This window comes from Paenibacillus sp. FSL H7-0690 (assembly GCF_037980415.1).
Lineage (GTDB): Bacteria > Bacillota > Bacilli > Paenibacillales > Paenibacillaceae > Paenibacillus_AQ > Paenibacillus_AQ odorifer.
In genome coordinates, this window is record NZ_CP150281.1 from 4,110,903 (window position 1) to 4,124,567 (window position 13,665).

Consider the following 13,665-nt stretch of genomic DNA (forward strand, 5'->3'; position numbering starts at 1 on the left):
TCCTATAGCTATATATATGAAGGGTTAGTCCGTAATATATTCAATTCAAATTTAACCGACATTTACTTTTGCTGAGTATTGATTAAGCTTTTCTGTACACAAGAGCATAACGATGGCGAAAAAAACGATCATCGCAGGAAAAATACCCAGCGTGAATTTCGAAGCTAATAAGCCGATAAAAGGCGGCATCAGCGTGGTGCCGGTATAAGCTGTTGCCATCTGAAAGCCCATAATCGACTGAGCATGTTTCTTCCCGAATCGTACAGGGGTTTCATGTAGCATACACGGAAAAATAGGGGCTAACCCTAAACCTATAATCATAAATCCTACAAGTGAAACTATAGTTGGAAGCGGCAATACTAACAGCACCGTACCGATTAAAGCAATGAGCTGGCCATATCGAATTAGCTGTTTATTACTCATTTTAAAAGTAATGAAACCCGTCACCATTCTACCAAAGGTAATCCCTAGATAAAAAAATGATACCCATGTCGCTGCAGTTGATGCAGGAATGTCTTTAATGTTTACAAGAAAGCTGCTCCCCCATAAGCCCATACTCGTTTCGATGGCAGAATAAAATAAAAAGGTTAACATTGCTAGCTTTACCCCTCTTAATTTCCATGGTTTTGTGTTCTCTGCGGCATGCTCTAGCTCCGGATGATTGAACTCAGGATCACTTTCAGCATTCGGGTGGTTATTGCTCCCAGCCACTCTATCCCATAAAGGCAGTGTAACGAATAGAATAATGACTAAGCACAATTGTATGTAAGCAACCGTAAGATAACCTTGCCGCCATAGACCTTCTCCAGAGATAAAAGAGCCCATAATAATAGGACCCAGCGTGGCGCCCACTCCCCAGAAACAGTGTAACCAACTCATATGATGGGCTTTATAATGCGTAGCCACATAACTATTTAATCCGGCATCTACAGATCCCGCACCTAAACCAAGTGGAATTGCAGCAATAATTAACCAGACTAACGAAGGTGACCCTGCAAAACCAAGCAACGCTACAGCAGTCATGATACAGCTAATAAGAGTTACTTTCCCTGTACCAAAACGTTTAAGGATAACACCACTCATTAAACTGGACACAATTGTCCCTACTGCAATAACCATCGAAAGAATTCCAGCAGTACCTAATGAAGCATTTAAGTCCATTCTCATCACTGGCCAAGCGGAGCCAAGCAATGAATCCGGCAAGCCTAAACTAATAAATGCTAAATAAATAATAATAAGAAAAAAAGTTGCCATCGTTATCTCCTTAATTGTTCTCATCTATTTGTTGTGAAACTAATAAGCCTAATCCAAGACTTTGTAATCCATTCAGATAATCACGTTTCAAGTTACTTACCGCTAACGCTGGAAGATGCTCCTTCGGAACGTATGTTGCACTCCGTTCATAGATTTGATTAAGCATGGCTGGAGCTAATTCATCCTCACAAAAAATAATATAATGCGGATTCAAAATAGAAGTCATAGTAGCCACTAATCGACTAATCGCATCCACACTATGATTCGATTGCATATTTGATCCACCAGGATCTCCAGTTAATGCCTCTATGAAATTTTTATGATCATACTGTGGCAAAAATTGAACTTCTCCTGAAAAAAACGTCTTTCCTCGCACGATTTCACCATTGACCGCGATCCCAGCCCCCGGACCATTTTTCCCTAAATACAGATACATTAGAGATATATTCTCTTTCAAATTTCGTTGCGTCATATAGCCGATTACAGCGGCATTCATATCATTTTCCACGATTGTCGGAATAGATAGTTGATCTTCTATGTGTCTTTTCAAATCTAAATTCTGATATTTCTCATAACCCGGAATCAGAAAAATCTGCCCATGATTCACCGCACCTGGAACTCCAATAGCCACAGATTGGATTTTAGGATTGGCCTTTTTTTCATCTTCAATAAGCATGACCAGTTTACTAACATCTTCCTCAAGAATACTGGGCAAACTCCCTTCTTTGATTACCTCGCCAATGCAATTATAGATGGTAAAATTGGTTTCATTTTTTTCCAAAAAAACAGCCATCCCTAACCGATAATTCGGATTATAGGTGTATCTTATTGCCCTTCTTCCCCCACTTGACTCATCCAGACCGCTGACCGTTATTTCCCCTGCCTCTTCCATCTGCATTAGAAATTTACTTATCGTTGGGAAACTGTATTGCAATTTATGGCTTAACTCTGCCTTCGTTGCTTTTCCTAGTTCTAATAATGCTGTTCGAATATTTCGGATAATTTCAGATTTCATTTGCTGTGAAGGAAGTCGTTTCTCACTCGCCATGGCTCTCCCACCCTCCCACCTATAGTCATACCGACAAGTTAATTCTTGAATCAAGTTTCTTCCGTAGGTGCCAGAATGAAATAAGGAGGCGTATAGCCCCCCTAATCCCTAGCATTAATCATTATCAAAATCAAAGCCTTTGCAGGATTCGGTCCCACCTTCCAGGATGACTATCGTCTAAGTACACCGGCTGAAATCCTAATTTCAAATAAATACGGATGGCGGGCAATCTGAAATCATCGGTTTCTAAAGAGGCTGCCGCTCCACCTGATTCTCTTATTTTGTGCAAAACAGCAAGACTTACAGCATAACCGAGGCCTTTGCCAGAATATTCCGGAAGCACTCCAACCATATGCAAGTACCAGCGCTTAGGGTCTCCACTGCTTAATTCCCAGGCCGTAGCTGTCGCTACAGGCTGATCCCCGCGGCAAATGAACAACAAGCGATCCGAATACAAGGGTACATGATCACTGATTTTATCTACGAATTTAACTTCTCTCGTAAAAGAATGACGGATAAGATCCTCCCAATTTCGCTCGTCCTCCGGCTGGAAGGACGTAAGCCGATACCCAGCGGGGCAATGAAAAGCAGGCAAGTCGGACAGCATTTCTTTTTTCATTACAAGTTTGGAAAGCGCCTGTTCCACCGTCAAATTCTCACCATCGATCTAAAATCAGGAAAAGCTATAACTTTCCCACCCATCTCTACAGATTCCATAGATAATGTAAACACAGAGCTCCAAGTAACGGCATCATATACGTCCACCGAAGGGGTGCGATCCTCCTGAATCGCGGAAATGAATTCCTCAAGCACCATAAAATCACCTCCGCCATGTTTCGTCCCAGCAGCGTATTCGCCCCATTTTTTCCATGTTGGATGATCATAAAGTGGCTGATAGCTGCTTAACGGCTCCCACAATTCCTCTCCATTCTCTATATTTTTGGGCGAAAGATTCCTGAACCAGATCAAATCTTCCTCTTGCTGATGGCGGCCCGTAATATACGCCCCTTCAGTTCCTTGCAGCAAATAATGAGTTTTATTATGAGGTCGTACAGAGCTCCAGTCTACACGCAGCTCAATCAGTACACCCTTTTCCGTTTGGATGACCGCAACCGCACTGTCGCCTTGCCGCCAGAAACCTTCACGCGCTGCCGGATGATCTTTTCCATAATGCTCTCCAAAATAATATTGTAAGGATCTTGATTTAGAAACAAAAGTCGAGATGCTTTTTAATCGATCTCCATCAGGCTTTTTGAGATTAATCCATTGGGCAACTGGACCTATAGAATGCGTCGGATAATTGATCCCGTTATAATGCTGATGTAATTGCCCCCGCCAAGTCAGAGATCCATCCGGATGATGAGTCAAGTGACGTAAATCATGGATGTATCCGCCTTCCAGATAAGTAATTTCACCGAACATGCCTTGATCCGCCATATGTTTAATCGTCAGATTGGAGCGCGAGAAGCAGTAATTTTCAGACATCATATATTTAAGTCCAGTTTGTTCAACAGTTTCGATAAGCTCCCAAGCTTCCTCTAAAGATTGGATCGAAATCACTTCGCTTAGGACATGCTTACCCGCTTTTAAAGCATCAATAGATTGTCTGGCATGCAAATGCATGGGGCTTAAGATAAACACCGCATCAATTGCCGAATCTTTTAACATTTCATGATAATCCCGATACGTTCGGATGTCCGGAAATTTCTCTTTCCATTGATTAAGCACCCACTCATTCAAGTCACAAGTGGCGGTCAGATGTATCCGATCCGATAGAGAGTATAGTGCATTCATAAAACTGGCCCCGCGATTCCCGCCTACGATGGCTAATCTTACTGGCTGGCGATTCATTGCTGGTCCACCTGCTTTCTGTCCCTTTGAAGTCGATTGATGATTAGTTCCTGATCTCTCGCCTCCCCTTCAGCCTGCGGATATTTTTCATAATCAAAAATGCTGAGGGTAAATAATGAAGACCATTTACTTAATTGCTCGCTCGCCAGACTCACCATCTCTAACCGGATCTCATCTTCAAGCACAGTGAGAATTCGAGCAGCAGGAATATCCAGAATGGAGGCCGTTTGAATGAAATGCCAGTTTTCTTGTCTAACGATAGAATGCACATGATTATGCCCGTTGAAATAGAAACCCACACCTTGCCATTGCTTCAATATCGGCCAAATATCCAAGCTGGGATCCAGTGACATCATTGGCTCAGTTGATCTAGCCGTCGTATTATACAAGGGATGATGGCCAAAGACGAATAGTGGCTTATCTGTAGTCCGCTTCATTTGTGCTTCGAGCCAGGCTAACTGTTCATCATCAAGCGTTCCGCTCCAATCGTCACGATTTTCCCGTGCGGTATCCAGCAATATAATGATCGCATGGGTCTCTTCAATCACACTGTATCGCTGCTGCCGGGTGACGGAAAGGATTTCTTGCTTAGGATAAGTGTACGTATCATGATTGCCAAGAACATGTAGAAAACGCCTGGAATGCTTGCTGTCCTTAATCTTACCCATGATATAATTAAATTCGCTAAATTCTCCTGCATGCACCATATCTCCCACAGAAATATGATAATCGGCTGGGATGGACAAAAATAGATTCATAAATTGCTCGTAAAAAGCATCTCGTGCCTCTTTAATCAAAACCTTGTTGTTTAACAATTCGTCCGGATAATGTAAGTCTCCGATAATCGCCAGCCTCATAAATGCCTCCTCCTAACCTTTAATGCCAGAGCTCATAAAACTACCTATCACTTGCCGTTGGAACAATAAAAATCCAATCATTAAGGGTGCCGAGACAATCAGCGTAGCCGCGCAGACATCAGACCACTGTGCGCCTGATTCCGTGGCTTTTGCGAACATGGCCAATCCTACAGTTAACAAGCGATTTTCCTCTGAATTGGTTACAATTAACGGCCACAAGAAATCATTCCAATGAAAGCTGACCGACACGATGGCAAAGGACACATAAATCGGGCGTGACAGTGGGACATAGATTCTGGAAAGAATATGCAGCCGTGAGGCGCCTTCCACCCGGGCAGCTTCATCGAGCTCATAGGGTAATTGCTTAAAGGATTGTCTTAAGAGAAACACTCCAAAGGAGGAGGCAAAGTAAGGCAGCATAATCCCCAGCTTGGTATCCAGCAGACCCATTTCGTTCAACACCTGATAGTTGGAAAAGATAAGAACATCCGGCGGCACCATAATTTGCACTAAAAATAACAGGAATAGCAGCTCTTTTCCAAAGAAACGTACTCGTGCGAACGCATAAGCAGCCATTGTCATCGTAACGAGTTGCACAGCTAGCACAACACCGCACACCAGCAATGTATTCATTAAAAATCGTCCAAAAGGCGCTCCATTCCAGACATGAATCAAATTCTCGAACGTAAAGCCCCAAGACCAGCCCGAATCGATAGCGACGTCTTTAGGTAAAAAAGCCGTTCTGACCACCCATAGGAAGGGAATGATCCAGACCGCGGCAAAAGTAAATCCAACCGCATGCCATAGTATCTGCTGGATTCGGCGCTTCGTTCTTTCTGAGTTCAACATACACTCCTCTTCTAAAGCTTTACGTGTATTCTGCCTTAATACTAAGGGCAGCTTTAATGGATTATCCTCCATGGAATCCACCTCCTATTCATAATGGATTTTCCGATCCCAGCCAAAAAACTGCAAAGAGGAAATCAGGAGCAGCAACACGATCATGACCACCGTCATCGATGCGGCCATTCCTTGATCGTAGAAATTAAAAGTGGACTCGTAGATATAATAAAGCAGCAGGTTGCTTGCATTGTTCGGGCCGCCTTTTGTCATAATCCAGAGATGGTCAACCAGCTTAAAGGAATTCGTTATCGCCACAACAGCCACGAACAATGTTGTTGGCATCGTGAGTGGAATTGTGATTCTACGAATGGAAGTGAACGTACTGACTCCGCTTACTGCAGCCGCTTCATATAAATCCTTAGGAATCTGCTGCATTCCTGCTAAATAAAAAATCATAAAATATCCGGCTTCTTTCCAAATCATCATGATGACTAATGCGCCCATCACCGTATCAGGTGTTCCCAGCAAATTCACAGGCTGATCTGCGATCCAAGAAGCCAGTCTGGCGAAAAGCCCAAAATGAGGGGTATACAGAAACAACCAAATGTTCGCCACCGCGATCATTGGGATCATATTCGGATAGAAAAAGGAAAGACGTGCCAGTCCCCGCCCTTTTATCGCTTTGTCGGCAAACAGTGCCATCAAGAAAGCCAAAACTATTGAGGTTGGTACTGTGCCAAGAGCGAACCATATATTGTTACTGAACACCTTCAAAAAAACATGGTCATGCAATAGATTAGCGTAATTCTCAAATCCTACGAACAAAGGCTCAGGAGTTGCTAAGTTTTTCTCATAAAAGCTGAGCCAAAGCGATTTAAACATAGGGTAATAAGTAAACAAGCAAAGAAAAAGCAGCGAAGGTAACACAAGTCCCCAGCCGAATCCGTTTCGTCTAAGCCTCTCACTCCATCCGGCATTCATACCATTCAATCCTTCCCTGTTAAAGGTTTCTACGATTATTGAATAATGGAATGACGCCAGAACATGCTACCAAGGCTGTCCTGGCGTAACCCATACCTTAATAATTACTTATTGAAGGGAGCTAGTGCCTGATCTGCTTCTGCTTGCGCTTTTTTGAGCGCACCTGCGGCATCAATCTCTCCTGCCAATGCCGCTTGAATCTGATTCGTTATTGCCGTCGATACTTTACCATGATTATGAGTGGATAATTCCCGGAAAGCATATTCCAGCTGGTCTCTTGCAACCAATGCTTGCGGGAAATCCGCCGTATATTTCTTCATTGCATCTGTATCATAAGCGGACTTTCTTACGCCAACATAACCGGATGAGCTGCTGAAGAGGGCCGCCTGTTCCGAAGCCGTCATGTATTTGGCGAATTCCCAAGCTGCAGCTTGTTTTTCAGGAGATGTGTCCTTGAAAATATACAGATTGCCGCCACCAGTGGGTGATCCAAATTGCTTTTGTGCAGGTGGGAACGCTACACCGAATTCGAATTTCGCATTATTTTTTACATTGGTCAAGTTGCCGCTTGTATGCATCATCATGGCTGTTTTACCTTGAATGAAATCCGTTGGAACCGTAGCCCAATCAATAACACCTTCCGGCATCGCCTTATATTTATGGGATAAATCCAACCAGAATTGCAATGCCTCCACATTCTCCGGTGTATCAAACATCGCTTTTTTGCCATCGGAAGACATTATGTTTTGCTTCGGATCAGAAGCATTTTGCCGAGCAAGCATTTGAAACATCCAATACGAATCATCATTGCCCGGAATTTCCAGCCCAACGTGACCGTCTTTGTTCAGCTTCTTAGCATAGGTTACAAGCTCATCCCATGTAGTGGGTGGCTTCTCTGGATCAAGTCCTGCGGCTTTGAACATTTCTTTGTTGTAATACATAACAATCGTACTTCGCTGAAAGGGCAGGCTGTACGTTTTACCTTCAGACTGAGTATCCTCCACAAAGGCGGGATAAAAGTCTTCCATTTGAATGTCCTTGTCCTTCGCAATATAATCATCCAGCGGAACAATCGCATTCATATCGAGCATGCTGTATAGCTCTGTTGACATCATGACCGCGACATCCGGTGGCTGTTTGGCTTGTACACCCGCTTGGATTTTTACGGTATTATCACCGTAATTGCCTGTGTACACGGGATTAACCTTAATTTCCGGGTGCTGTTCCATGAATGCATTAGCCATCCCATCGATTACTTTAGTAAGAGGCCCCCCCACATTAACCGGATAATAAAAGGTAATCTCCACCGGCTTAGTAGCTGGAGTCTCTGTGGATTCAGGAGTTGCTGCGATTGCTGTAGGCTGAGCGTTATTAGTTTTCGCTTTGGCTTCAACTGTACTGTTATTGGCTTGACCGCAGCCCGCTACTGCTAGCATGGAAATGGATAATAGCGTTAGAATGGTTTTGGATTGCTTTAGCATTTCTGTTAGCCCCTTTTTTCGCTTGGATTTGAATTAGAATGCATAATGGCGAAAGTTCACACTAATACGATTTGAGCCTACATCAAGAATATGAAGCTGGGCACCATCAGCGGTGGGCAATACAGCAATTCCTTGAGCCTCTGTACCACTAGGCAGATTGCGATCAAAGGCCACAGATACGTTTCCAGTCTCCGGATCAATCTGGTAAACCGTTTGGGTCGCGTTATCCGTAGAGGCATATAGAATACCGTTGTACACTTCGGCACCTTGAATTCGATCAATGCTTTGGGAAAGTGGAACGGTTGTGATTACATGCATATCGTCGAGGCTAAGGACATTCAAGACGCTTGCATTACTCCACTGAGCTGTATAAACCTGACCGCGAGCGGCATCCACCGCTACCCATGGTACACCGCCAATATGCAAATTCAGCGGCAAAGCATAGGATGTGCCTGTATATTTCAAAGTGTTCACATCATAAAGGGCGATGTAAGGATGCTGATAGTTTTTACCGTCTTCAATAGGAGCGTATATTTTACCGTTATAGTAGGAAATATCACCGATATGGTCTCCACCTTGAGAGGCAATCTCCAGTGGAATAGCCAATTCATTCCTTGCTTTTACGGATTTTCCATCAAGTCCAGTCCGTAAGAGCCCATACGAGGAATTAAAGATCCATGAATTCCCGTCTGTAGCCACCCCTTGTCCTCTTTCAAGAGCATCTAGTAACCAAAAGGTTTGCTTGGATACTTCATGCCATCCAGCAGTGATCATTGAATCTGAAGTTGACTCTGCGCTGGACTCTACCACGGTGTTTACTAGGTTATCCGGTCCGACAGGTGTGGCAGATGCTACTAAAGATAAAGAACTGGTCGTAAGTACCCCCGCGCAAATCAGACTGAATAATCTTTTTAATCTCATGTTTTCTCTCCTCCTAATAAGGTTGTAGTTCGGCATTTGTACGCCTTACTTCAACCTTATTATAGGAGCTGGCTGCAGCTCTCTAATTGAACAAAACACTTCATTCCTTGAATAAAACTCTCATTTACAAGAATAAAATTAATAAACCATATGATTAGGCTTGGAGGCGCTTTGATTCGCATACAGCTTTGGGGTTAGGCCGGTTTCTCGTTTGAACAATCTAGTAAAATGTCCTTGATCGGCGAAACCCACCTGAGACGCAATTTCCTTCAACCCAATTTTCCCGGAACGAATAAGAAATTTAGAACGTTCGATTCGCAGCCGGATTAAATAGTTATGGGGGGTATATCCTGTCTGTTGTTTAAAAATCCGAATAAAATGTGATTGGCTCATATTAGCCATGGTTGCGAGATCAGTCAGTTGAATCTCATCTTCCAACCGCTCACGCATAAATTGAATGACCTGAAATATCTCTTGGTTGGCGGGCGTTTTACTGTTTGAGTGCTGGGGGATCACAGAAGAATAGTGTTGTAACAAATGAATAATTAACATATTTGATAAAGAGTCGCTGTATATTTTCCCTTTGGCACCGCCATTCTGCAATTCCTCCAGCATCCAAAGCCCTAATTGCAGCAGCTTGGAATCCTTGACATGAAATTTGCGGTCCAATTGGATATGGCCTTCCTTCAGATAACCTGATTCACGAGCAATCTCTTCGATGACCGCTGGTGTAATTTCAATTTTCAAAAAATAGAGCGAGGTTCTGCCCCAAGGACAAAGAAGGCTCTCATTACAAGGGCTAATATGAATGGTGTAATAGTTTTCGTAGTAGGCTGTGCAGTGAATCCCAATTAAATATTTTGACTCCGAGGATGGGGTGAAAGCTTGCTGCGGGCTATACCATTGTGAAACCTGAAGCTTATCCCAACCATAAGTATCGCTTGCAAGAACAGGCTGGGTAGTGGTAAAGGACGATTCTTCCATTTCTCTCATATTTCATCCCCCTTTTCCCCTCAATATAACAAGCCTATATACGCTCCGCGTCAATGAGCTGTAAAAGCTATATTAATTTCCTCTCAGATTCGAAAGGTGTATACTTCGAAACAGCAAAAAAGAGGGGTAGCCCCCTCTTAGTATTTTTGCATATTCCGTTTCTACTTATTGAAACTATCTACTCTTATTTCTCATCCAACCACAAAATCGCTGTAACGCCACGCGGATAATATTTACTGCCCGTGATCTCACCGGAAATAATCTGATCGCTCCAGCTCCAGATGGAAAGCTCCGGATGGGTGAGCCAAGCTACGTGAGCACGATCCGCTGCCGCTCCCCGTTCCTCCCATTCCAGTCCCAGAATGCTGCGGGCGATGAATTGGGAGAGATAGATTTTACTGAGCCAGCTATTATTGCTGGTTGAAGAGATTTTCCAGCCTCCGTCTTCGAATAAGCATACTCCCGGCTGTAACACCGCATGCAGATGCTTGTCGAGTGCGCCAATATAGGCGGCGAACCGTCCATTACGATCAAGAGCTTCTTTGCAGCCTGTAAAGTAAGGGAACACAAGGCCTTCGATAGCTGGAATGATCTTGGAGTCATTTCCTTCTCCAATGACAGCCGGAATATATCCGTCTGCTGTAACACTTGCCACCATTGTTGCGGCGCATTTTTCAGCCTGATCCCCTGCTGTTTTGGACTGTTCCGCACGCCCATGCTCTGCAAATATTTTCTCCATAGCCAAGTAAGCAGCCCAGCATTTTCCTGCCAGATAAATATTGTTACGAGCCTGACCTAAAGACACATCCAGACTGTCATACGTAGTAATTTCGGCTCCGCCCATCGTACGTGAGCTATCAAGCCCCATGACACCATTTCTTTGTTCAGGATCTGGATGATCGCGATTTACCATGCTATCCAGGCATTTCTCCATAATACTCAGATTACGTTCCATCCAGCCGCGGTCGCCTGTATGCTCTACATAAGTTGCTGCACTCAGCACCCAGTTAACCAATTGTTCATGTGTCATATGTGAGAAACAACCATCAATGCCATAGACCTCATAAGCAGAATATCCCGGACGTGAAACTACGTTGGCTACACCCATATCATGTGTGAAGCTAATTCCACCTGGATACTCTGTATCATCACCCGGGAAACGCACCGTATCTTCGTAGCTGAATCTTTCCACGAACATATCTAGTTCATTACGTACAGTCCAAGGATTCAAACGCAGCTCATAAAATAACTGATCGACGGTAAGATCAAAGGTATTCATCATCCGGTATTCGCCTTCGTTGACGATCCAAAATGGCTTATTCTTGTAGTCCAGCAATTGCGTGGAGCCATAATAACTACGAATCGCATGCGCTAACATAAAGGTTTGATCTGCGGATAGGTCATCATGAGTAAATCTATCGTTAGCTTGCTCCGCTTCTTGCTTAAGGATATCAAATCTAGCTAATGCATATTCAGCCACTGCCTCTATATTGTTGAAATAATGATTGTAGTAATAAGAAGCATCAATTCCTGAGGTGACATAACCTGAACGGTGAAAACAAATAGCAAAACGGTAAGTTTCTTTTACTCCGGCTGGAACATCCATGATCAAAGCGCCGACTCGTCCCAGTCCAAAGGTCCAATTCTCCTGCAGCTCCTCCGTTAGAATATCCTCCATCGTGAAATGCAGTGCGGATTTTGCAGTTCCTTTTTCCGCAGCAATCGCAATAAATCTTCCTTGGCCAACGCCTGTAATCTCCGATGATACATCATCCAGTCTTCTCATTCCGCTATACACATCTGTTCCCTGAAAACCAAAGAATGCACGGCGCGAGGTTGCGGATGAGGAGTTGTCCACTTCGAGTTCAACCAGCACAGCAGGCAGCAGCACATCCTTCATTTCTTCTATAGAGGCAGTTTCTGGATCCGGTACAGAACGAACGGGGGACAGAATCCGGAAGGTCAAATCACCCGCACTCCAGCTGTCTGTGGCTACATGAAAATCTCTGGAAATCTCACGCTCTTGAAAAGGGAACAGAATATTCTCCTTATCAGGATTAGGATCCGGATTCTCAATATCATAACGTTTGCTTTCGTCCTCACCCCCGATTTCATGAAATGGCAGTGTATCATATCCCTTCCCGTCAGCACGTTCTAATCCTATGAATATATTTTGTCTAGGTGGTTTTCCAATCTCCAGATCGAAACCTCCACTAGCTCCTTTGAATCCTAAAGTGAAACTCGCAAATGCACCAATCGGTGAATGATGGGCATTAAAAAATTGATTATGCGCCATAAATAATAACACTCCTTCCAGCATGGTCCCGGATACCTCCGGGCTATATCTCCATGTTATCGATCTTTCCGGAAGTACAACAGGGTTAAAGCCTTCTTTTATTTGGGCAAATCAAACATCGATAAAAACCTATGTTATAATGAAGCCAAACTTTACAGTAAAAGAGGATTGAAATGATCTCGAATGATCCCGCTTTTCATAATTCTATTGATGGCCAGATGTCTCCAGACATCCAAGCGGCTTTCCATATCTTCGCCGCGCATTGGAGAAAAGTAAATCCGGATTGGCAATATCCCGTACACACTCATCCTATGTTTGAGATTAACGTTGTACTGCAGGGTGAGCAACATATGACGGTCGGCAATAAATCTTTTATCCAGCAAAGCGGTGATATTTTGTTCATTCGTCCCGGTGTAGAACATAGCAGCCTCGGTTCGAATGCTAGTCGTGACATGACTTATTACTGCCTACATTTTGATATTGATGATCTGATTTTACGGCGAGCTTTGCTAACAGCAGACGCTGTTAGTCTAAGTGGGAATACCCCGGAGCTGCGAGCCATTCGTTCCGCTCTAGATGTCATCATAAATTCTTCCATCCTGTCAGAGTCAAAGGACACACACAGAAATCGCCTGATTACATTGCATGCTTCGCTGCAACTTCTAACCGCGCTCAGCGGCTGGGTACTTTCGGAGATGCCCCTCCTGGCAGATACAGAAGCTACGGAAAATACCGTCGCCTTAGCTAACGCCATCGAAGGATTGCTGCAAGGATCTGTCTCCTCCGCTGCAAGCACAGGCGAAAGAGGCGGCGGTATTGAGCACATTGCGGCAAAACTCGGATACAGTACAACTCACTGCAATCGTGTTTTCCACCAAATTTATGGCATGTCGCCAAGACAATATTTATCCCGCTTGATCATTCGTCACGCCAAACTGCTGCTAATGGATAATAGTCTATCTGTCGAATCGGTTGCCCACCGGCTAGGATACCGGGATGTGTCCCATTTCAGCAAGCAATTCAAACGCTGGACAGGTCTCCCGCCAATGGGCTACCGCCGTTTAACCGCGAATCCAAATACGCTTTAGTAATTGTTTCGCATACAAAAAAAAGGGATGTACCCCGCAGCCCACTAAGTGG

The 13,665-nt window shown here is 44.0% G+C and carries 12 protein-coding genes; 1 reads left to right on the plus strand and 11 read right to left on the minus strand.

Annotated features, from left to right (window positions below):
• Positions 1–51: 51 nt before the first annotated feature.
• The 11 genes from MHI32_RS18040 to MHI32_RS18090 all read right to left on the minus strand — a co-directional run bounded on the left by MHI32_RS18040 (position 52) and on the right by MHI32_RS18090 (position 12,525).
• Positions 52–1,254, minus strand: a complete 1,203-nt coding sequence (locus MHI32_RS18040; protein ID WP_339187487.1) for an MFS transporter — start codon at positions 1,252–1,254, stop codon at positions 52–54.
• A gap of 10 nt (positions 1,255–1,264) precedes the next feature.
• Entirely contained in the window at positions 1,265–2,302 is a 1,038-nt protein-coding gene (locus MHI32_RS18045) for an ROK family protein (RefSeq protein ID WP_339187489.1), read from the minus strand.
• A 130-nt stretch (positions 2,303–2,432) separates the two neighbouring features.
• Entirely contained in the window at positions 2,433–2,948 is a 516-nt protein-coding gene (locus MHI32_RS18050; protein ID WP_339191229.1) for a GNAT family N-acetyltransferase, read from the minus strand.
• Positions 2,949–2,950: 2 nt separating this feature from the next.
• Complete coding sequence (locus tag MHI32_RS18055) at positions 2,951–4,153, minus strand: Gfo/Idh/MocA family oxidoreductase (RefSeq protein WP_339187491.1); 1,203 nt, start codon at positions 4,151–4,153, stop codon at positions 2,951–2,953.
• Positions 4,150–5,010 carry a metallophosphoesterase gene (locus tag MHI32_RS18060; RefSeq protein ID WP_339187493.1) on the minus strand — a complete coding sequence of 287 codons (861 nt, stop codon included), beginning with the start codon at positions 5,008–5,010 and terminating at the stop codon, positions 4,150–4,152. Before MHI32_RS18060 ends, MHI32_RS18055 begins: the two co-directional genes overlap by 4 nt.
• Before the next feature lie 12 nt (positions 5,011–5,022).
• Positions 5,023–5,859, minus strand: a complete 837-nt coding sequence (locus MHI32_RS18065; RefSeq protein ID WP_339191232.1) for a carbohydrate ABC transporter permease — start codon at positions 5,857–5,859, stop codon at positions 5,023–5,025.
• 84 nt (positions 5,860–5,943) lie between these two features.
• On the minus strand, positions 5,944–6,834 hold the full coding sequence (locus MHI32_RS18070) for a sugar ABC transporter permease (RefSeq protein WP_076277788.1): 891 nt from the start codon (positions 6,832–6,834) through the stop codon (positions 5,944–5,946).
• Between the two features lie 104 nt (positions 6,835–6,938).
• Positions 6,939–8,315, minus strand: a complete 1,377-nt coding sequence (locus tag MHI32_RS18075) for an extracellular solute-binding protein (RefSeq protein ID WP_339187496.1) — start codon at positions 8,313–8,315, stop codon at positions 6,939–6,941.
• A gap of 33 nt (positions 8,316–8,348) precedes the next feature.
• Complete coding sequence (locus MHI32_RS18080; RefSeq protein WP_076182490.1) at positions 8,349–9,236, minus strand: hypothetical protein; 888 nt, start codon at positions 9,234–9,236, stop codon at positions 8,349–8,351.
• Positions 9,237–9,374: 138 nt separating this feature from the next.
• Entirely contained in the window at positions 9,375–10,229 is an 855-nt protein-coding gene (locus MHI32_RS18085; RefSeq protein WP_076304449.1) for an AraC family transcriptional regulator, read from the minus strand.
• 184 nt (positions 10,230–10,413) lie between these two features.
• Complete coding sequence (locus MHI32_RS18090) at positions 10,414–12,525, minus strand: glycoside hydrolase family 52 protein (RefSeq protein WP_339191234.1); 2,112 nt, start codon at positions 12,523–12,525, stop codon at positions 10,414–10,416.
• 173 nt (positions 12,526–12,698) lie between these two features.
• On the opposite strand from MHI32_RS18090, the gene MHI32_RS18095 reads away from it, so the two are divergent.
• Positions 12,699–13,613 carry a helix-turn-helix domain-containing protein gene (locus MHI32_RS18095; RefSeq protein WP_076129835.1) on the plus strand — a complete coding sequence of 305 codons (915 nt, stop codon included), beginning with the start codon at positions 12,699–12,701 and terminating at the stop codon, positions 13,611–13,613.
• The last annotated feature ends 52 nt before the right edge of the window (positions 13,614–13,665 follow it).

Excerpts from the sequence above, each read along its gene's own strand:
- MHI32_RS18040 (WP_339187487.1), bottom strand. The coding sequence starts at position 1,254 with ATGGCAACTTTTTTTCTTATTATTATTTATTTAGCATTTATTAGTTTA.
- MHI32_RS18045 (WP_339187489.1), bottom strand. The coding sequence starts at position 2,302 with ATGGCGAGTGAGAAACGACTTCCTTCACAGCAAATGAAATCTGAAATT.
- MHI32_RS18055 (WP_339187491.1), bottom strand. The coding sequence starts at position 4,153 with ATGAATCGCCAGCCAGTAAGATTAGCCATCGTAGGCGGGAATCGCGGG.
- MHI32_RS18060 (WP_339187493.1), bottom strand. The coding sequence starts at position 5,010 with ATGAGGCTGGCGATTATCGGAGACTTACATTATCCGGACGAATTGTTA.
- MHI32_RS18065 (WP_339191232.1), bottom strand. The coding sequence starts at position 5,859 with ATGTTGAACTCAGAAAGAACGAAGCGCCGAATCCAGCAGATACTATGG.
- MHI32_RS18070 (WP_076277788.1), bottom strand. The coding sequence starts at position 6,834 with ATGAATGCCGGATGGAGTGAGAGGCTTAGACGAAACGGATTCGGCTGG.
- MHI32_RS18075 (WP_339187496.1), bottom strand. The coding sequence starts at position 8,315 with ATGCTAAAGCAATCCAAAACCATTCTAACGCTATTATCCATTTCCATG.
- MHI32_RS18080 (WP_076182490.1), bottom strand. The coding sequence starts at position 9,236 with ATGAGATTAAAAAGATTATTCAGTCTGATTTGCGCGGGGGTACTTACG.
- MHI32_RS18085 (WP_076304449.1), bottom strand. The coding sequence starts at position 10,229 with ATGAGAGAAATGGAAGAATCGTCCTTTACCACTACCCAGCCTGTTCTT.
- MHI32_RS18090 (WP_339191234.1), bottom strand. The coding sequence starts at position 12,525 with ATGGCGCATAATCAATTTTTTAATGCCCATCATTCACCGATTGGTGCA.
- MHI32_RS18095 (WP_076129835.1), top strand. The coding sequence starts at position 12,699 with ATGATCTCGAATGATCCCGCTTTTCATAATTCTATTGATGGCCAGATG.